Source organism: Geodermatophilus sp. SYSU D00697 (assembly GCF_054050175.1).
In genome coordinates, this window is the sequence record NZ_JBJGYV010000019.1 from 26,247 (window position 1) to 45,221 (window position 18,975).

16 protein-coding genes and 1 riboswitch are annotated in these 18,975 nt (G+C 76.7%); of the genes, 8 read left to right on the plus strand and 8 right to left on the minus strand.

The genetic code is table 11. The annotated features are described in order from the left end of the window. Window positions 1-28: 28 nt before the first annotated feature. From ACI79C_RS16740 to ACI79C_RS16765, 6 genes are all read right to left on the minus strand, one after another. Window positions 29-1,558, minus strand: a complete 1,530-nt coding sequence (locus tag ACI79C_RS16740; RefSeq protein WP_456946799.1) for an ATP-dependent DNA ligase — start codon at window positions 1,556-1,558, stop codon at window positions 29-31. A gap of 38 nt (window positions 1,559-1,596) precedes the next feature. After that, a complete protein-coding gene (locus ACI79C_RS16745; protein WP_456946800.1) occupies window positions 1,597-2,631 on the minus strand; it encodes an alpha/beta fold hydrolase in 1,035 nt (344 codons plus the stop codon). A 180-nt stretch (window positions 2,632-2,811) separates the two neighbouring features. After that, window positions 2,812-3,003, minus strand: coding sequence for an antitoxin (locus ACI79C_RS16750; protein ID WP_456946801.1), 192 nt, complete (start codon window positions 3,001-3,003; stop codon window positions 2,812-2,814). A gap of 89 nt (window positions 3,004-3,092) precedes the next feature. After that, the gene (locus tag ACI79C_RS16755; protein ID WP_456946802.1) at window positions 3,093-4,571 is read right to left on the minus strand and encodes an amidase; all 1,479 of its coding nucleotides are present in this window, start codon (window positions 4,569-4,571) and stop codon (window positions 3,093-3,095) included. Between the two features lie 188 nt (window positions 4,572-4,759). Next, window positions 4,760-5,626, minus strand: a complete 867-nt coding sequence (locus tag ACI79C_RS16760; RefSeq protein ID WP_456946803.1) for a hypothetical protein — start codon at window positions 5,624-5,626, stop codon at window positions 4,760-4,762. A 10-nt stretch (window positions 5,627-5,636) separates the two neighbouring features. Further along, window positions 5,637-6,356, minus strand: a complete 720-nt coding sequence (locus tag ACI79C_RS16765; protein WP_456946804.1) for a DUF6597 domain-containing transcriptional factor — start codon at window positions 6,354-6,356, stop codon at window positions 5,637-5,639. 562 nt (window positions 6,357-6,918) lie between these two features. Here ACI79C_RS16765 and ACI79C_RS16770 point away from each other — a divergent pair. From ACI79C_RS16770 to ACI79C_RS16790, 5 genes are all read left to right on the plus strand, one after another. Continuing rightward, window positions 6,919-8,307, plus strand: a complete 1,389-nt coding sequence (locus tag ACI79C_RS16770) for a carotenoid oxygenase family protein (protein WP_456946805.1) — start codon at window positions 6,919-6,921, stop codon at window positions 8,305-8,307. A gap of 48 nt (window positions 8,308-8,355) precedes the next feature. Continuing rightward, the gene (locus tag ACI79C_RS16775) at window positions 8,356-10,017 is read left to right on the plus strand and encodes a bifunctional 3'-5' exonuclease/DNA polymerase (protein WP_456946806.1); all 1,662 of its coding nucleotides are present in this window, start codon (window positions 8,356-8,358) and stop codon (window positions 10,015-10,017) included. Window positions 10,018-10,310: 293 nt separating this feature from the next. Beyond that, window positions 10,311-11,960, plus strand: a complete 1,650-nt coding sequence (locus ACI79C_RS16780; RefSeq protein ID WP_456946807.1) for a serine hydrolase — start codon at window positions 10,311-10,313, stop codon at window positions 11,958-11,960. 87 nt (window positions 11,961-12,047) lie between these two features. Then, window positions 12,048-12,635, plus strand: a complete 588-nt coding sequence (locus tag ACI79C_RS16785) for a hypothetical protein (protein ID WP_456946808.1) — start codon at window positions 12,048-12,050, stop codon at window positions 12,633-12,635. Further along, on the plus strand, window positions 12,636-13,349 hold the full coding sequence (locus ACI79C_RS16790) for a CPBP family intramembrane glutamic endopeptidase (protein ID WP_456946809.1): 714 nt from the start codon (window positions 12,636-12,638) through the stop codon (window positions 13,347-13,349). An 18-nt stretch (window positions 13,350-13,367) separates the two neighbouring features. Here ACI79C_RS16790 and ACI79C_RS16795 read toward each other — a convergent pair whose 3' ends face one another. After that, window positions 13,368-13,742 carry an ArsC/Spx/MgsR family protein gene (locus tag ACI79C_RS16795; RefSeq protein WP_456946810.1) on the minus strand — a complete coding sequence of 125 codons (375 nt, stop codon included), beginning with the start codon at window positions 13,740-13,742 and terminating at the stop codon, window positions 13,368-13,370. A gap of 279 nt (window positions 13,743-14,021) precedes the next feature. Continuing rightward, a riboswitch (cyclic di-AMP (ydaO/yuaA leader) is annotated at window positions 14,022-14,175 on the plus strand. Window positions 14,176-14,451: 276 nt separating this feature from the next. On the opposite strand from ACI79C_RS16795, the gene ACI79C_RS16800 reads away from it, so the two are divergent. The 3 genes from ACI79C_RS16800 (at window position 14,452) to eda (ending at window position 17,055) form a co-directional block, all read left to right on the plus strand. After that, complete coding sequence (locus ACI79C_RS16800) at window positions 14,452-15,318, plus strand: hypothetical protein (RefSeq protein WP_456946811.1); 867 nt, start codon at window positions 14,452-14,454, stop codon at window positions 15,316-15,318. Window positions 15,319-15,466: 148 nt separating this feature from the next. Further along, window positions 15,467-16,408: a phosphoglycerate dehydrogenase gene (locus tag ACI79C_RS16805; RefSeq protein ID WP_456946812.1), complete on the plus strand. Its 942-nt coding sequence runs from the start codon at window positions 15,467-15,469 to the stop codon at window positions 16,406-16,408. Beyond that, window positions 16,405-17,055: a bifunctional 4-hydroxy-2-oxoglutarate aldolase/2-dehydro-3-deoxy-phosphogluconate aldolase gene (eda, locus tag ACI79C_RS16810; protein ID WP_456946813.1), complete on the plus strand. Its 651-nt coding sequence runs from the start codon at window positions 16,405-16,407 to the stop codon at window positions 17,053-17,055. The genes ACI79C_RS16805 and eda overlap by 4 nt, the downstream gene beginning before the upstream one ends. Window positions 17,056-17,064: 9 nt before the next feature. Here the strand turns inward: eda and ACI79C_RS16815 are convergent, their stop codons facing one another. Beyond that, a complete protein-coding gene (locus tag ACI79C_RS16815; protein WP_456946814.1) occupies window positions 17,065-18,867 on the minus strand; it encodes an IlvD/Edd family dehydratase in 1,803 nt (600 codons plus the stop codon). Window positions 18,868-18,975: the final 108 nt, after the last annotated feature.

Consider the following 18,975-nt stretch of genomic DNA (forward strand, 5'->3'; position numbering starts at 1 on the left):
CCGGGCCCACCAGGGCCCGACGGCCCCGTCAGCCCCCGGCCAGCAGCGCGCGGACCGCGTCGACGGTGTCGGCCTCGGCCGGGGTCTTGTCGGGGCGGTAGCGCAGCACGCGGGCGAACCGCAGGGCGAGGCCGCCGGGGTAGCGGGGGCTGCGCTGGGCGCCGTCCAGGGCGATCTCGACGACCAGCTCGGGCCGCAGGAGCACGCCCCAGTCCGGGCGCTCGCGGGCCAGCTCGGGGAAGGTGCGCGTCTGCCAGTCCAGCAGTTCGTCGGTCATGCCCTTGAAGGTCTTGCCCACCATGACCGGCTCGCCGCCGTCGGGGTCGCGGGCCCCCAGGTGGATGTTGGACAGCTTCCCGGAGCGGCGCCCGTACCCCCACTCGGCGCCGAGCACGACCAGGTCGAGGGTGTGCACGGGCTTGACCTTCTGCCACGCCCGGCCGCGCCGGCCGGCGGCGTACGCGGCGTCGAGGGCCTTGACGACGACGCCCTCGTGGCCGGCGGCGAGCGCGCCGTCGAGCACCTCGGCCGCCTGGTCCGGTGACGGGCGGCGGACGCCGGGCATCCGCAGCGGCGCGTGCTCGTCGGCGGCGAGCAGCCGGGCGAGCGCGTCGAGGCGCACGCCCAGCGGCTCGTCGAGCAGGTCCGCCCCGTCGAGGTGCAGCAGGTCGAAGAAGAACGGGCTGAGCAGCACGTCCTCGCCGCCGTCGCTGCCGAAGCGGCTCATCGTGTCCTGGAAGGCGCGCGGGCGGCCGTCGTCGTCCAGCGCGAGGGTCTCCCCGTCGAGGACGGCGGCGGTGCACGGCAGCGCCCGCACGCGCGCCACCAGCTCGGGCACGCCGTCGGTCACCTCGCGGAGCGTGCGGGTCCACACCCGGACCACGTCGCCGTCCCGGTGCACTTGGATGCGGGCGCCGTCGAGCTTGTACTCCACCGTGACGTCCTCGCCGAGGTCGGCCAGCGCGGCGTCGAGCGAGGAGCCGGGGCTGGCCAGCATGGGCCGCACGGGCCGGCCGACCCGCAGGCGCACGGCGGCCAGGGCGTCGACGCCGCCGGCCAGGGCGGTCGCGGCAGTGGCCGGGAGGCTCCCGGAGAGCATGAAGGCCCGGCGGGCCTCGGCGGCCGGGACGTCGGCGGCCGCGGCCACCGCGTCGAGCACGACGCCCTCGAGCGCGCCCTGGCGCAGCTCCCCGGTGAGCAGCCGGACGAGGAACCGCTGCTCGTCGGCGGTCGCCGCGGTGAACAGGCCGCCCAGGACGGCGTCGCGGCGGGCCGCCGAGCCGGGACCGGTCGTCGCGGCGAGGTCGCTCAGGACCCCGTCGACGGCGGCAACGGAGAGCGTCGGGGCCGGCGCGGGGTCGTGCGCCCGCTGCGCGAGGGTCCGCCAGCCCACGCCGAGCCGTCCCTGCAGCGTCTCGCCGGACAGCCACGCGGTGACCGGCCGAACCTCGGCCGCGCCGGCCCGCCGGAGCAGGTCGGCGATCGCCGCGGCCTTCGCCGTCCGGGAGCGGGTGGCGGCGACCGCGGTGGAGACGGCGAGGACGTCGCTGAGCAGCACGGCGCGATCGTCGCAGCCGCGGCCGACGTCCGCCGCCGTCAGGCCGGGCGGCTGAGCAGCTCGCGCAGCGTCTTGTCGATGAACTCGTTGTCCGGGGCGTGCACGCCCAGACCGGCGAAGTGGCCGTAGATCGTGTCGATCACCCGGACCTCGCCGTTCGGGATGAACTGCGCGGCCCACTGCTCGTCCTCGGGCGGGAAGTACAGGTCGGTCCGCGCCGGCATCGACACCAGCGGGCAGCGGATGGACCGCAGCGCCGCCTCGGTGTCCCCGTCGAAGCCGGGCGTCGCGCCGACGTCCCCGTGCTCCCAGGTCCACAGCATGGCCAGCAGGTCGTTGGGGTCGCGGTGGTCGAGCCAGAAGCCCTCCCAGAACCCCACGAGGAAGTCCTCGAGCGAGGAGTAGCCCATCTCCCGGTACTCGCGCTGCCAGTAGAACGCCTGGGACAGACCCCACCCGGCGTAGATGCGGGCGAACGCGCGCAGTCCGGCGGTGGGCGGGGCGTCGGGGGAGTAGTGCCCGCCGCGGAAGGCCGGGTCGAGGGTCAGCGTCGCCCGCAGGCTCTTGAGGAACACCTGGTTGTGCTCGCTGGTCCGCGGTGACCCGACGATGGGCGCGGCACGCCTGACCATCTCGGGGTGGCTGACCGCCCACTGGTAGGTCTGGCCCGCGCCCATGGAGGAGCCCAGGACCAGCTCCAGCGACTCGATGCCCCACTTCTCCGTGAGCAGCCGGTACTGCGCCTCCACCTGGTCGTGGAAGGTGACCGGCGGGAAGTGCGGCCCGTCGAACGGGGGCGGCGTGTTGCTCGGCGACGACGACAGCCCGTTGTTGAGCTGGTTCGGGACGACGACGAAGTACCGGTCGGGGTCGCACGCCAGACCGGGCTCGATGGTCCACTCGTTGGCGTCGTGCCAGGCGCTGAACCAGGTCGGGTGGAGGATCACGTTCGACCGGTCGTCGGCCAGCCTGCCGTAGGTCTTGTACGCCAGTTTCGCCCCGCGCAGGGTCCCGCCGGACTGCAGGGGGAGGTCCCCCAGGTCGAACAGCTCGTGGTCGGTCGGTGCCGGCATGGCATGCCTCCGTCCGCTCGGGAGCCTCGGGGGCAGCCTCCAACCGGCCGACGGTGATGGCAATGCCCCTGAGCGCGCCGCGGGACGCCGTCGGGGCGGGGGGGGGGGGGGGGGGGGGGGGGGGGGGGGGGGGGGGGGGGGGGGGGGGCCGCCCCCCCCCCCCCCCCCCTCACCGGCGGCTCAGGCGCCGCCCTCCTGACCGATGCGCTGGTCGGCGAGGTCGCCGGCCTTGTCGGTCTGCGCGTCGAACTTGCCGCCGCTCTTCTCGTCGGCGAACTGCTCCGCCTTGTCCAGCGCCTGGTCGCTGCGCTGCTCGCCCTGCTCGCTGTTGAGGGCGTCCTTCGCCTTGTCGCCGAGACCTCCGACGTCCATGTCGTTCCCCTCTCTGTCGGGTGTCGAGGTGGTGCCCCTACCCGACCCCGACCGCCCCGACGCCTGGGGAACGGGGCCGGTCGCCGGGCTCAGTCCAGCGGGCGGGCGGCGCAGCGGGCGTAGGCGTCCGACCACGGTCGGAGGCGCTCCACCCACGCGCTCGCGGCGAGCACGTCGGCGTCGCCGTAGCGGCGGCCGACCAGCTGCATGCCGACCGGCAGCCCGTCGACGTCCCCGGCGGGGACGGAGGCGGCCGGGTGCCCGGTGAAGTTGACCGGGTAGGTCAGACACCAGCCGATGAGCGGGTCGACCTCGACGCCCTCGACGCTGCTCGGGCCGACGGTGTTGCCGTCGGCGGCGTTGTCCACCGGCAGCGCGCCGAGGGTGGGCGTGACCAGGAGGTCGTGCGTCCGCAGCACCTCCTGCACCCGGTCGTACACCGCGGTGCGCATCCGCTGGTCGCGGAGCACGTCCAGCGCGCTGAGCCGGTACCCCTCGTCGATCCAGCGCAGGTACTCCGGTGGGAGGTCGGCGCGGTGCTCCCCGAGCACGTCGACCCCCAGGGCCGCCAGCCCCTCGAGGCCCTCGATGTTCAGCGGCGCGATCAGCCGGCACCACAGGTCGCTGAGCTCGCGCTGGTCGGCGTCGAACCGCAGGCCGACCGCCTCGACGACGGCGCCGGCCTGCTCGAACACGCGCACCGCATCGGCGACGACCGCGGCGACCCGGCGGTCGACGGGGAACCCGCCGAAGTCGGGGCTGTAGGCGATCCGCAGGCCGCGGATCGAGCGGCGGGGAGCGCCGGCGAAGGTGACGGGCTCGTCGAGCGCGAAGGGGTCGCGGTCGTCGTAGCCGGCCAGCACGTCGAGGGCCAGGGCGGCGTCGTCGACGGTGCGGGTCAGCGCGCCCTCGAACAGGAACGGGTTGAGCGAGCCGAAGGCGTTGGGCCGGGAGGTCTGCGGCACGCGGCCGAAGGAGGCCTTGAACCCGTAGAGCCCACACCAGGACGCCGGGATGCGGATGGAGCCCCCGCCGTCGGTGGCCTCGGCCAGCGGGAGCAGCCCGTCGGCGACCGCGGCCGCGCTGCCGCCGGAGGAGCCGCCGGTGTTCTTCGTGGTGTCGAACGGGTTGCGCGACGGGCCGAACAGCGGGTTGTCGCAGGTCCCGCGGAAGCCCATCACCGGGCTGTTGGTCTTGCCGACGAGGACCGCCCCGGCGGCCTCCATCCGCTCGGCGTAGGTGCACCGGGCGGGGACGCTGAAGTCCCGCAGCGCACGGACGCCGCCGAAGGTCGCCGGCCAGCCGGGCTTGAAGTCGAACAGGTCCTTGAGCGCGGTGGGGACGCCGTGCAGCGGGCCGAGGGTCGCCCCGGACGTCAGGGCCCGCTCGGCCTCCCGCGCACGGTCGCGGGCCTCGTCGAACGCGGTGAACACCAGCGCGTTCAGGCTCGGGTTGCGCGCCTCGATGCGCTCGATCACCGCGTCGAGCAACTCGACGGGGGAGAGGTCGCGGCGCCGGATCCGGGCGGCGAGCTCGGTGGCGGGGGCGTAGGCGAGGTCGTCGGACACGGTCGTCCTCCGCACGGCGTCGTGGGGATCCCGGGGTGTGGGGAGTCTGCCCACGTCCGCCCACCGGGACAAGGCCGACCGGGACGAGGCCGACCGGGACGAGGCCGACCGGGACGAGGCCGACCGGGACGAGGCCGACCGGGACGAGGCCGACCGGGACGAGGCCGACCGGGACGAGGGCGGGCGGCTCAGCCCGTCGCCGGGAGCCGGCCGTGTGCGGCCAGCGTCTGCAGCGCCCGGAGCGTCACCCCGCCCCGCCACTCGACCCGCTGGCCCTCCGACCAGGCCAGCCAGGAGAACTCCCACCCGCCGTCCGGGCGCTGCCCGGCCTCCAGCCGGTCCAGGTCGGCCTCGATCTGCCCGGGGGTGAACAGCGCGCGGCTGCGCAGGCCCGGGCGGGGGGAGAGCTCCGCCGGGGTGAGGTGCTCGCCCTCCGTCCCCCCGGGGACCGGGATGGTCCCGTCCGGCCCGATCGCCGGGCGGAGCCCCTCCACCGCCGCGCGGGCGCGGTCGTCGTCCGGGACGGCGTCGAGGAAGTCCAGTGCGAACTTCACCCAGTAGGCGCCCAGCTCCGCGGGGGCCTCGACCCGTGACCAGCACCAGCCGGTGGCGTCGGCCAGCCAGGCGCCGTCCTCCCCGGCCCGGGAGAGCAGCGCGACGACGGCCATGGTGAGGAACGAGGGACCGTCGTCCGGCGCCATCCACGGTGCGTGCGGCGCGCCGGCGGCGCTCGGCAGGACGAAGGGCAGCGCCGCGTCGGGGCGCGCGGTGCGCGCCGCCCACTCCGCGGCGCCGGTGACCACGGGGTCGTCGAGCGCCCCGACCTCGGCGAGCACCTCCAGCGCGTGCAGCAGTGCCGCCGGTTGGCTGGCGGGGTCCCGGACGTCGGGCTCCAGGGCGTGGCCGAAGCCGCCGTCGGGGTTGCGGTAGGCCCGCAGGGCGGTGAGGACCGGCTCGACGGGGGCCCCGTGCAGCAGCACGGCGAGGCGGTGCCGGTCGAGCAGGCGGGCGGTGTCGAGCACGAACCGTTCGGCGGCGGCGACGTCGATGGGCATGCACCGCACGCTAGGGAGCGGCCGGACCGCCGTCTTCCAGGAATCGGACGGGCGTCGTCCCGGTCAGCCGGCGGACCTCGTCGGTCATGTGGGACTGGCTGGCGTAGCCGGCGGCCAGCGCCCGGCCGGCCAGGTCGGGGTGGGGGAGGGCGCGGAGCCGCGCGAGCCGCCCCACCCGGGCCAGCTGCTTGGGGCCGTAGCCGACCGCGGCGAGGGTCCGCCGGTGCAGCCGGCGCTCGGTCACCCCCAGGTCGGCGGCCACCGTCGCGACCCGCGCGCGCGGCGCGGCGAGCAGCCGGGCGGCGGCCGCGACGAGTGCGTCGGGGGCGGCCCGCCGGGAGTGCACGGCCTCCAGCAGCAGCGCGCGACGCACGGCCGGGGCCGCGTCGGCCAGCGCGGCCCCCAGCCGCCGGGCGGCCTCCCCCCACAGGTCGGCGAGCTGGACCTCCCGGTCGCGCAGCTGCGCCGCGTGCACCCCCAGCGCCGCGCCGGCCGCGCCCGGGCGGAGGCGGACGCCGGTCAGCAGCGTGCCCGCCGGCAGGCCCACCAGGCGGGGGCCGGTGTCGGCTCCCGCGACGACGGGGTCGCGCCCGCCTCCGGAGATGACGTCGAGGCAGCCGTCGGGGACGACGAGCTGGACGTGGTCGGCCGCCGCCCGCTGCTCCCAGACGCACGCCACGACGGCCGCGGCGGCACCGGACGGGGACAGCTCCCGGTACTCCGACGTCACCCGGCGACCCTACGACCGCACCACGGCAGACGTCCTAGACATCTGTTGCGAGACGGCCCGGTCCGTCGCAGACTTCCCGTGGGCGGGGCCCCGGGGCGTACCTCGGGTGCGCCCCGCCCGCCAACGTGCCCCGCGCGGGGAGCAGCCACCGTACGGCCGGGTGGTGATCTCGAGGACGTGGCCGTCGGGGTCGTGCCGGTACACGCCCCGGCCGCCGTCGTGGGTGTCGACCTCGGCGCGGTGCTGCTCGAACGGGTCGGCCGTGAAGGGATAGAGCCCCGGGGGCGGATGCGTCCGAGGATGGCGTCGAGCTCCTCCTCGGTGACGAGGAGCGCGTGGTGCCGCGGCTGCACCTGCCCGTCGTCCGCGAGGTCGAGCGAGACGTCGTCGTCCGGCCGGACGTCGGCGAGGAAGGTCGCTGACCGCTGCCTGTCGCGTGCGGCGACGACGGTGTGGTCCAGGTGGACCGCGGCAGGGCGGTTGGGCCCTGTCCGGCGACGGGGCGTGCGGGCGAGCATCGCACCGGACGCCCGAGCCGACGACCCCCCGGGGGACACAGACGATGCTCGACCAGCCCATCTCCGACGGCAGCCGCTTCCTCGAGGGGCCCTTCGCCCCGGTCACCGAGGAGGTCACGGCCTTCGACCTGCCGGTGACCGGCCGCCTGCCCGCCGAGCTCTCCGGGCGCTACCTGCGCAACGGGCCCAACCCGCTCGGCCTCGACGAACCGGTCCAGCACTGGTTCCTCGGCCCGGGCATGGTGCACGGCGTGCGGCTGCGGGACGGCCGGGCCGAGTGGTACCGCAACCGCTGGGTGCGCTCCCGGGAGATGGCCCGGGCGCTGGGGGAGGAGTGGGCCGGCGGCCCCATCCACGCCGACACGGACTTCGCCGCCAACACGCACGTGATCGCCCATGCCGGGCGCACCCTGGCCACCGTCGAGGCCGGCCCGCTGCCCTACGAGCTGACCGACGAGCTGGAGACCGTGGGCCCCTGCGACTTCGACGGCACCCTGCCCGGCGGCTACGCCGCGCACACCAAGCTCGACCGGCGGACCGGCGACCTGCACGCGGTCGCCTACTACTGGGGCTGGGACCACCTCCAGCACGTCGTCGTCGGCCCCGACGGGAAGGTCAGCAGCACCACCGACGTCCCCGTCGCCGACGGTCCGATGGTGCACGACTTCGCCTTGACCGAGCGGTACGTGGTCCTGCTGGACCTGCCGGTCACCTTCGACCTGTCCGCGGCGATGGCCGGCGCCCGGCTGCCCTACGCCTGGAACGCGTCCCACCCGGCCCGGGTCGGGTTGCTGCCCCGGGAGGGCGCGGCGCGCGAGGTCCGGTGGGTCGACATCGACCCCTGCTGGGTCTTCCACACGCTCAACGCCTTCGACGACGCGGACGGTCGCGTCGTCGTCGACGTGTGCCGGTACGAGGGCGCCTACGACCTGTCGGCGCTGGCCGGTCAGGGACCGCTGACCCTGGACCGTTGGACCGTCGACCCCGCGGCCGGCCGGGTGTCCGCGCAGCGGCTCGACGACCGCGAGCAGGAGTTCCCGCGGGTCGACGAGCGGGTCGTCTCCCGGCCGCACCGCTACGGGTACAGCGTCGCCGTGGGCGAGCTGAGCCCGGCCACCGTCCACCCGGCCGGCCTGTTCGCCGACGGCGCCTTCGCCAACGCTCTGCTCAAGCACGACATGACCGCCGGGACCGTCGAGGCCCACCCGTTCGGCCGGGACGCCACGGTCGGCGAGGCCGTGTTCGCGCCCTCGTCCCCGGACGCGGCAGAGGACGACGGCTACGTCCTCGCCTTCGTCCACGACCCCGACCGGGGCGCCACCGACCTCGTCGTCCTGGCCGCGCAGGACTTCACCGGCGACCCGGTGGCGCGGGTGCACCTCCCCGCCCGGGTCCCGCTCGGCTTCCACGGCAGCTGGGTCGCCGACGCCTGAGGTCCCGGCCTCCCCGGCGCCGTCGGACCCCTCGGGGAGACTGCCGGGGTGAACCGGGTCGTCCTCGTCCGCCGCGGCGAGGGCGTCGTGGAGGCGCGGGAGTGCACCGACGACGGGACGCCGGTCGCGGTCTCCCCGGTGCCCGCCGGAGAGCTCGCCGGGTTCGTCCGCGAGCGGGAGTCCTCGCCGGTCCGCTGGGTGTGGGACGACACCACCCGCTGGTACCCCGCGCTGCTGGCCGCAGGCGTCCGGGTCGAGCGCTGCACCGACCTGCGGCTGGGCCACGCGCTCCTCCGGCGGTCGCCGTTCGCCGACGCCGCGCTGCTCGGCGGGGAGCAGGCGCCCGGGTGGGACGCGCTGGAACCCGTGACGGAGGCCGATCCGGCGCTGTTCCCGCTCGACGACCCGGCCGACCGCCTCGACCCGGTCGCCGAGCACGACCGGCAGCAGGCCGTGCTCGCCGCGTCGGCGCAGCGGGCGCGCCTGGGCCTGCTGGTCGCGGCGGAGTCCTCGGGTGCGCTGGCGGCCGCCGAGATGACCTGGTCCGGGCTGCCGTGGCGGGCCGACGTGCACGAGCGCCTGCTCACCGACCTGCTGGGTCCGCGGCCGGAGGCCGGGGGGCGCCCGTCGGGGCTGGAGGCGCTGGCCCGGGAGGTGCGCGGGGCCCTGGGCGTCCCCGACCTCAACCCCGACTCGCCCGGCGCGCTGCTGCGGGCCCTGCAGGACGCCGGGCTGCCGGTGCGGGACACGCGGTCCTGGACCCTCGAGCAGCTCGACCACCCCGCCGTCCCGCCGCTGCTGGAGTACAAGAGGCGCTCCCGGCTCCTGACGGCCAACGGCTGGAACTGGCTGGACACCTGGGTGCGCGACGGCCGGTTCCGCTCGGTGTTCGTGCCGGGGGGCGTGGTGACCGGGCGGTGGGCGTCCAACGGCGGGGGTGCGCTGTCGGTGCCCGTCCAGGTCCGCCCAGCGGCGGTGGCCGACGACGGCTGGCGGTTCGTGGTCGCCGACGTCGCCCAGCTGGAGCCGCGGGTGCTCGCCGGGATGAGCGGGGACGCCGCGATGGCCGAGGCGGCCCGGTCGTCGGACCTCTACCAGGGCATGGTGGCCGCCGGCGCGGTGGCGACCCGCGCCGAGGCCAAGGTCGGGATGCTCGGGGCGATGTACGGCGGCACCCGCGGGGCGAGCGGCCGCATGATGCCGCGGCTGGCCCGCCGGTACCCCCGCGCGATCGGCCTGGTGGAGGAGGCCGCCCGCGCGGGGGAGCGCGGCGAGGTGGTGCACACCCTGCTCGGCCGGGGCTCCCCGGCGCCGGCCGGCGCGTGGGCGGAACGGCCGGTCGACCTCGGCGAGCCGTCCGACGAGGGGGCTCCGCGCGAGGAGCGGGACCGGGCCCGCCGCGCCTGGGGCCGGTTCACCCGCAACTTCGTCGTCCAGGGCACCGGTGCCGAGTGGGCGCTGTGCTGGCTGGCCGCCCTGCGCAACCGGCTCTGGCGACTGGGCGGCACCGGGACGGTCGACCAGCGCCCCCACCTGGTCTTCTTCCTGCACGACGAGGTCGTCGTGCACACCCCCGAGCACCTGGCCGACGACGTCGTGGCCGCGGTGCGGTCCGCCGCGGCGGAAGCGGGCCGGCTCCTGTTCGGCGCATTCCCCGTCGACTTCCCGCTCGACGTCGCCGTGGTGCGGTCCTGGGCCGACGCGGGCTGAGCGCACGAGACGCCGGTGCACGGCTGGGACCTCGCCCGCGCCGCGGAGGGGCGTTCCGGCCGACACGCGGCAGGGGTGCGCCGGACGCCCCCTGTAGCGGCACACGCGCGCAACCCCGCGGGCGGCCCGGCGGCCGGGGGCCCGGTCCGGCTGGACCTCGACTTCCGCGTCCGTGCCGGGCTACGGTCCCGCCCCACCACGGGCGCCCCGCGTGCCGCGTGCCCCGCCGGCCCCGCCCGTGGCGCTCACGACCGGGCACCCTCTGCTGCGGGTGCCAGTCTGGACCGTGGACCGTGTCCGACCCCTCCTCCGCAGGCACCCGCGACCGCAGCCGACGACCGCGGCACAGGGCCGGCTCGGCCGCCGCGGTCGTGGCGATGACGGCGCTGACCGCGGCGTGCGCGGCGGCCGGCGGTCCCGTCGGCGCCCCGGCGGCGTCCACGACGTTGCCCCCCGCGCCCCCGGCCGCGGTGCCACCGCTGCTGACCCAGGACCAGGTGGACACCGCGGTGGCCGCGCTGGACGGGCTGGTGACCGACGCGATGGACCGGACCGGGGTGCCGGGTGTGGCCGTCGCCGTGGTCCACCGCGACCGTGTCGTGCACGCGGAGGGGTTCGGGGTCCGCGAGGTCGGCCGGCCGGAGACGGTCGACCCGGACACCGTCTTCCAGCTCGCGTCGGTGTCCAAGCCGCTGGCGTCCACCGTGATCGCCGGCGTCGTGGGGCAGGGGACGATCGGCTGGGACGACCCGGTCCGGGCGTCGGACCCCTCCTTCGCGCTCAGCGACCCCTACGTCAGCGAGCACGCGACCTTCGCCGACCTGCTGTCGCACCGCAGCGGCCTGCACACCGGGGCGGGTGACCTGCTCGAGGACCTGGGGTGGGACCGGGGGTACATCCTCGACCACCTGGACCAGCAGCCGCTGGACCGGTTCCGGTCCAGCTACAACTACAGCAACTTCGGGTACACGGCGGCCGGGGAGGCCGCGGCCGCCGCCGCGGGGACCCCGTGGGAGGACCTGGCCCGGCAGGTCCTCTTCGACCCGCTGGGGATGACCTCGACCAGCTACCGCCACGAGGACTACGAGGCCGCGGCGAACCGGGCCGCCATCCACGTGCCGACCGGCGACGGGACCTGGGCGGCCCGGTACACCCGGGACGCCGACGCGGAGGCGCCCGCCGGCGGGGCGAGCTCGTCGGTCCGTGACCTGGCCCAGTGGATCCGCCTGCAGCTGGGCAACGGCGTCCACGCCGGCACCGGGGTCATCGACCCGGCCGCACTCGACGTCACCCGCGTCCCGCACTCGGTCTCCGGCCCGCCGGCGACACCGGAGGCCCGCACCGGCTTCTACGGCCTCGGGTGGAACGTCTCCTACGACGACCAGGGCCGGCTGCAGATCGGCCACTCGGGCGCGTTCGCGCTGGGCGCCGCCACGACCGTCCTGATGCTCCCCGGCGAGCAGTTGGGCATCGTGGTGCTGACCAACGGGCGCCCGCAGGGCATCCCGGAGGCGATCGCCGCCGGGTTCTTCGACGTCGCCAACCACGGCGAACCCACGGTCGACTGGCTGACCTTCACCGCCGCGATCTTCGAGCAGATCGAGCAGGCCGACGCTCCGGAGACCGACTGGACGCAGCCAGCGGCCGACCCGGTGCCGGCCCGGCCACTGGAGGCCTACACGGGGACCTACGCCAACTCCTACTACGGCCCGCTCACCGTGGCCGCCGACGGTGGCGCCCTGACGATGTCGATGGGGCCGCCGGACCGGCCGACGTCCTTCGCCCTGACGCACCACTCCGGGGACACCTTCACCTTCGAGACCATCGGCGAGAACGCCAACGGGCCGGCCGGGGCCGTCTTCACCGTGGACGGCGCCTCGGCCGCGACCGTGCGACTCGACTTCTACGACCGCACCGGGCTGGGCACCTTCACCCGTGCCTGACGGACCCCGTCAGGGCGTCCGGGCACCGCGCGGGACGGGACGGGAGTGCATGCGTGGGCGGAGCGGGACGGGGATAGGTTGAGCCGCATGTCGATCGAGTCGTCCGGGGGTGTCCCGGCGGGGACGGTCCGGGACCTGGGCCTGCCCGGCCGGGCGGTCTCCGCGCTGCTGCGCGCGGGGGTCACCAGGACCGAGGACCTGGCGCGGCTGTCCCGGCGCGACCTCGCCGCGATCGGCGGCCTCGGTCCCGGCATGATCGCCGCGATCCGGAACGTCGTCCCCGAACCAGTCGCCCGCGTGCCCCGTGCCGCGGCCCCGTCGGAGGCCGAGGTGCGCGCCGAGGCCGTGGCCGCGGGCATCGAGCCGGACGAGGAGGAGGGGCCGCCGTCGCCGGCGATCCCGTCGTTCGAGTCGCTGCGGGGCCCGCGGCGGCGGACGACGGTCGACCTGATCGTCCCGGCGACGCCGCCCCCGGCCGAGTCGGCGCCCGCTCCCGACCGGGCGGCGCGGACCGCTGCCGCGGAGGGGCCGCGGCCGGCCGAGTACGCCGACCTGCTGCGGCTCTGCGCCCGCGGGGTCCGCGCCGCAGCGGGCGTACCGGTGCGGCTGGCGTGGTGGTCGCTGCGCGCGCCGGTGGCGGGGCTGCGGCGGCTGCTCACCGACCAGGCGCGGTAGGTGCCGACCGGGGCCGGCGACCGCCCGAGGGCGCTGGCCCTCGCCACCGGCCTGGTCCTGGTGCTGGGCACCTGGAACAACCTCGTCGTGACCCGGCTGCCCGGGGCCCCGGCGTCCTACGTCCCGGCGAACCTGACCGCCGCCGGCGTGCTGCTGGCGGTGGCGCGCGCCGCCGGGCTGTCCTGGGCCGAGCTGGGCCTGGCGCGGTCGCGGCTGGGTGCCGGGCTCCGCTGGGGCGGGGTCCCCGCTGCGCTGGTGGCCTCGGGGTACGCCGTCGCCGTCGCCGTCCCCGCCCTGCGGCCGCTGGTGCGCGACGCCCGGGTGGCCGGGGCCGACGGCGCCGAGATCGCCTACCAGGTCCTCGTCCGGATCCCGCTCGGCACCGTCGTGTGGGAGGAGGTCGCCTTCCGGGGCGTGCTCCTGGCCGTCCTCGGGCGGGTGCTGCCGCTCCGCGGCGCGGTCGCGGTGTCCGCGGCGGTCTTCGGGGTCTGGCACGTCCGGCCCACGCTCAGCGGCCTGGCGGCCAACGACCTGGTCGAGGGTCCGGTCGCCCGGGCGCTGGCCGTCGCGCTCCTGTGCTCCGGGACGGCCGCCGCCGGCGCGTTCTTCGCCTGGCTGCGGCTCCGCAGCGGGAGCCTGCTCGCCCCCACCGTGCTGCATCTCTCGACGAACACCCTCGGGACCCTCGCCGCCGCCGCGGCACACCGCCTCTGACCAGGGGAGCCGGCGTCGTCAGGAGCCCGCGTCCGACCGCCGTCCGGCCGCCACCACCTCGGTCAGCGTCGCGTCGTCCCGCGCGACCCACGCCCGTCCGTCGTCGGTCAGCACGAGCGGGCGCTGGATGAGCCGCGGGTGCTCGGCCAGCACGCGGATCCACGCGTCGGCGTCCCGGGGCAGGTCCCGCAGCCCGAGCTCCCGGGCGAGGGGCTCGGACATGCGGGTGATGTCCCACGGCTCCAGCTGCAGGGCACGGAGCGCGGCGCGCAGCTCGGCCTCCGTCGGCGGGTCGTCCAGGTGGCGGCGCAGCGTGTACTCGACGCCGGCCTCCTCCAGCTGGGCCCGCGCGGTGCGGCACTTGGAGCAGGACGGGGTGAACCAGACCTCCACGGGCCCACCCTAGGGGCGGCGCCCCTGGCCTCTCCCGCGGCGCCGACGACGGTTCGTGCACGTACCGCGCTCTGCGGGCGCCGACCACCGCGGTCCGTGCACACGACGCGGGTGGCCCCGTGCACGCGGATCGTCGGCGCCTACACCACCCGGCCGTCGACCGGGGGAGGCGCGACACACATCACCCGACGAATCGACGGTCCGCGATTGTCACAAACACATAACGCCGGTTACGGTGGTCGGGTCCGGCCGGTCCTCACGTCCCCTGCCGGGGAAGCCGAGCGGACGCCGCCGAGTCGCCCTCCGGGGCGAGCCGGGGACCCACCGCAGTACTGGGGTGAACCCCGCTCCCGGGCCGTCGTCCGGGTAGCGGGCAGGGCCGCTTCCCGCCCGAACCCGTCAGCTAACTCGGTAGGCGGCCATCGGAAGAACGGAGAGCCGCCGGATGGCGTGCCCCAGCCCTGCCGGATGCCCACCCTCGCTCCGGCACCGCCGGCTCCGGGCGCACCCTCGCACGTGATCGCCCGCGGCCGTCCCTGACCCGCCTCCCGCGGACCCTCCCCGAGCACCCTCGCTCGACCGGCGTCCCCGCCGTCTCCGTGGTGTCCGCACCGGCCGGCTCTCCCGGACCGCCGACGTCCCCCGACCTCCCCGCAGCCTGCGCCCCTCCGTGCGCACCTGCGCCCGCACCCTCGGAGCACCCCACCCCATGGACCCCCGCACCACCACCTCCCGCCGCGCCGACCGCCGCGGCCGGATCGCTCCCTCGCGCCGCCGCCCGGCCCTCCTCCTGGCCGCCGCCGCGGCCGGCGCGGTCGTGGCCAACGTCGTCATCGGCGCGGAGCCGGCCGCCCAGGCCGACGCCGGGGCGTCGGAGTCGGTCAGCGTCGCCGCCCAGCTGGGGCTCTCGGCCCAGTCCGCGCCCGTCGAGGTCGACGCGACCCGGGACCTGCAGCCGCTGGCCGACCTCGCCGCCAGCCGCAGCACCCGCGAGGCCGCGCAGGCGGCCGCCCAGCAGGCGCAGGCCGCCGCCGACCAGGCCGTGCTCGACCGGCAGAAGGCCGAGGCGGAGGCCGCCGCCCGGGCCGCGGCCGAGGCCGAGGCGGCCGCGCAGGCCGCCGCGCGACAGCAGGCGGAGGCCGCGGCCGCGCAGGCCGCCGCCGCACCGGAGCCGGCCGCTCCCGCCCGGGCCGCCGCGGCCGCGGCGGGTGCGGTCGCGCGCATCACCAACACCGCCGGGAGCATCAAGCCGGCCGCGCAGGCGGCCGCCAACGCGGTCGTCTCCAACGTCCCGGGCGCCGCCGGCATCAGGCTGGGCGGCACCCGCGCCAGCGCGGCCGACCCCGGCGGTCACCCGTCCGGCCTGGCGGTCGACTACATGGTCATGTCCGACGACGCCCTCGGCGACGCCATCGCCCAGTACCACATCGACCACTGGGACGAGCTCGGTGTCGAGTACGTCATCTGGCAGCAGCGGATGCTCTCCTCGCCCAACGGCTCCTGGAAGCCGATGGCCGACCGCGGGGGCGTGACGGCCAACCACTTCGACCACGTCCACGTGAACTACCGGGGCTGACACCCCGCCGGTCGGGCCCGGCGCGGCCGGAGGTCAGGGTCCGGCTCCCGTCCACGGGCGACCGGGCTGGGGTGGCGGCGCCCGACGGCCGGGTGTGGCATGGGGCTCGGGCACCGTCCCCGCCTGACCCCACGAGAGGCCTCCTCGGATGAAGCTCCTGCTGCCCGACTCGGTCCCGCTGGCCCCGGACCTGCCCGAGGGCGTGCACGCGGTCGTCTACGACGCCGCGGCCCCCGTGCCCGACGAGCACCTGGACGCCGAGGCGATGGTCGTGTGGGGCAGCTCCACCGCCGACCTCGCCGCCGTCGCCGGCCGGATGCCCCGGCTGCGCTGGGTGCAGACCCTGGCGGCCGGACCGGACGCCGTCCTCGCCGCCGGCTTCCCCGAGGACGTCGTCGTCACCGCCGGTGCGGGCCTGCACAGCGCGACGGTCACCGAGCACGCCCTGGCCCTGACCCTCGCCCTGGTGCGCCGCCTGCCCGCCGCCGCCCGGGCGCAGGGCGAGCACCGCTGGGCCCGCGAGCTCGGCGGGCTCCAGCCGCTGCACCCCGAGGGTGCGGTGACCACCCTGATCGACGCCCGCGTGCTCATCTGGGGGTTCGGTGCCATCGGGCAGACCCTCGCGCCGGTGCTCGCCTCGCTGGGCGCCCGGGTGCGCGGGGTGGCGCGCAGCGCGGGGGAGCGCGCCGGGTTCGCCGTCGTCGCCGAGGAGGACCTGGAGGCCGAGCTCGGGCGGACCGACGTCCTGGTCATGATCCTGCCGTCGACCGCCGGCACCACCCGGGCCCTGGACGCCGGCCGGCTGGCCGCACTGCCGGCGCACGCCCACGTGGTCAACGTGGGCCGCGGCTCGACCGTCGACGAGCCCGCCCTCGTCGCGGCGCTGGTGGAGGGCCGCATCGCCGGTGCCGCCCTCGACGTGACCGAGACCGAGCCGCTGCCCGCCGACTCCCCGCTCTGGGACGCCCCCGACCTCCTGCTCACGCCGCACGCGGCCGGCGGCCGGCCGGTCGGCGCCGACGACCTGGTCAGTGCCAATCTCGCGGCGCTGCTGGACGGCGGCGAGCTGCGCAACGTGGTGGAGCGGTGACCGACGTGCTGGCCGCGCTGGGCCGGGCGCGGCTGGTCCCCGTCGTCGTCCTCGACGACGCGCGGGACGCCGAGCCCCTCGCCGGCGCCCTCGTCGAGGGCGGGCTGCCGGTCGCCGAGGTCACCTTCCGCACCCGGGCCGCGGGCGACGCGCTGCGCGCCATGGCCGCGCGGGGGGACGTGCTCCTCGGGGCGGGGACCGTCCTGACCCCCGCGCAGGTCGACGAGGCCGTCGCCGCGGGCGCGGCCTACGTGGTCTCGCCCGGTCTGAGCCGCGCCGTCGTCGAGCGCTGCGCCGAGCACGGCGTCCTCGCGCTGCCCGGTGCGGTCACCGCGACCGAGGTCCAGGCCGCCCTGGAGCTTGGCCTCACCACCGTCAAGTTCTTCCCCGCCGGCACGTCCGGTGGTGCCCGGGCGATCGCCGCCCTCGCGGCACCGTTCGGCGACGTGCGCTTCATCCCCACCGGTGGCGTGGGCCCGGGCAACGTGGAGGAGTACCTGCGCGTCGACGCGGTCGTCGCGGTCGGCGGCTCCTGGATGGTGCCCCGCGACCGCATCGCGGCCGGCGACTTCGCGACCGTCCGCCGGCTCACCGCCGAGGCCGTCGCCCTCGTGCGGGGCCGGCCGGCGCCGGCGGCAGGGGACTGAGACCCCGCCTCAGTGGTTGTGGCGCGGGACGCCCACGGTGGGCGCGACGCGCTGGTACCCCACCGCGGGGCGCAGGACCATGCCCTCGGACAGCTGACCGACCATCGAGCGCTGGATCTCCTGCCACGGCGTCTGGGAGGGCGGCACCGGGTACCCGCCGTCGGCCTCCAGCCGGCGGCGCCGTTCGGCGAGCTCCTCCTCGGGGACCAGGACGTCGGCCCGGCCGGCGGGGAGGTCGATCCGGACGACGTCCCCGGTCTGCAGCAGCGCCAGCCCGCCGCCGGCCGCGGCCTCGGGGGAGGCGTTGAGGATCGACGGGGAGCCCGACGTCCCCGACTGGCGGCCGTCGCCGATGCAGGGCAGCGCGTGCACGCCCTCCTTGATCAGCGCCGCGGGCGGCTGCATGTTCACGACCTCCGCCGACCCCGGGTAGCCCAGCGGGCCGACCCCGCGGATGACCAGCAGGCAGGTCTCGTCGATCGCCAGCGCCGGGTCGTCGATGCGGGCGTGGTAGTCCTCCGGCCCGTCGAAGACGACGGCGCGGCCCTCCATCACCCCGGGGTGCTCCGGGTCGGACAGGTAGCGCTCCCGGAACTCGGCGGAGATGACGCTGGTCTTCATGATCGCGCTGTCGAAGAGGTTGCCGCGCAGCACCAGGAAGCCCGCGTCGGGCAGCAGCGCCCGGTCGAAGGTGCGGATGACCTCGCGGTCGGTCGCGGCGCTGTCCCGGCAGTTCTCGCCGATCGTCGCGCCGTTGACGGTGCGGGCGTCCTCGTGGATCAGGCCGTGGGCCATGAGCTCGTGGACGACGGCGGGCACGCCCCCGGCCCGGTGGAACTCCTCGCCGAGGAACCGGCCGGCCGGCTGCACGTCGACCAGCAGCGGGACGGTCAGCCCCAGGGCCTGCCAGTCCGTCACGTCGAGGGGGACGCCCATGTGCCGGGCGATGGCGTTGACGTGGATCGGCGCGTTGGTGGAGCCCCCGATGGCGGAGGTGACCACGACGGCGTTCTCGAACGCCTCCCGGGTCAGGATCGACGACGGCGTGAGGTCCTCGTGCACCATCTCCACGATCCGCCGGCCGGTGAGGTAGGCCATCCGCCCGCGGTCCCGGTGCGGGGCGGGGATCGCCGCGCTGCCGGGCAGGTTCATGCCGAGGGCCTCGGCGATCGCGTTCATCGTCGAGGCGGTGCCCATGGTGTTGCAGTGGCCGGGGGAAGGGGCCGAGGAGGCGACCAGGTCGACGAAGCCGGCCTCGTCGATCTCCCCGGCGGCGAGCATCTCCCGGGCGCGCCAGACGATCGTCCCCGAGCCGGTGCGCTCGCCGTTGAACCAGCCGTTGAGCATCGGCCCACCGGACAGCACGATCGCGGGGAGGTCGACGGTGGCCGCGGCCATCAGGCAGGCCGGGGTGGTCTTGTCGCAGCCGGTGGTCAGGACGACACCGTCGAGGGGGTAGCCGAAGAGCACCTCCACCAGCCCGAGGTAGGCCAGGTTGCGGTCCAGCGCCGCCGTGGGTCGCCGCCCGGTCTCCTGGATCGGGTGGACCGGGAACTCCAGCGCCACCCCGCCGGCGTCCCGGACGCCCTCGCGCACGCGCTGCGCCAGCTGCAGGTGGTGCCGGTTGCACGGGGAGAGGTCCGAGCCGGTCTGGGCGATGCCGATGACCGGCCGGCCCGACTGGAGCTCCTCGCGGGTCAGCCCCCAGTTCAGGTACCGCTCGACGTAGAGCGACGTCATCCCGGTGTCGCGGGGGTCGTCGAACCACTCCTGGCTGCGCAGCCGTCGCCCGGGCGTCGCGTCGTCGTCCACCGGAGCTCCTCTCGCCGGTCGGAGCCGGCCGCCTCCGCGGGACGGCCCGGTCCTCTCGGGCGCGATTGTGGTCCGTCGGACGACGAGCGCGCCGCCCGGGAGCCTGCG

Bases quoted from the DNA above. Each gene is read 5' to 3' on its own strand.
- ACI79C_RS16745 (WP_456946800.1), bottom strand. From the start codon at position 2,631: ATGCCGGCACCGACCGACCACGAGCTGTTCGACCTGGGGGACCTCCCC.
- ACI79C_RS16750 (WP_456946801.1), bottom strand. From the start codon at position 3,003: ATGGACGTCGGAGGTCTCGGCGACAAGGCGAAGGACGCCCTCAACAGC.
- ACI79C_RS16760 (WP_456946803.1), bottom strand. From the start codon at position 5,626: ATGCCCATCGACGTCGCCGCCGCCGAACGGTTCGTGCTCGACACCGCC.
- ACI79C_RS16770 (WP_456946805.1), top strand. From the start codon at position 6,919: ATGCTCGACCAGCCCATCTCCGACGGCAGCCGCTTCCTCGAGGGGCCC.
- ACI79C_RS16785 (WP_456946808.1), top strand. From the start codon at position 12,048: ATGTCGATCGAGTCGTCCGGGGGTGTCCCGGCGGGGACGGTCCGGGAC.
- ACI79C_RS16800 (WP_456946811.1), top strand. From the start codon at position 14,452: ATGGACCCCCGCACCACCACCTCCCGCCGCGCCGACCGCCGCGGCCGG.
- ACI79C_RS16805 (WP_456946812.1), top strand. From the start codon at position 15,467: ATGAAGCTCCTGCTGCCCGACTCGGTCCCGCTGGCCCCGGACCTGCCC.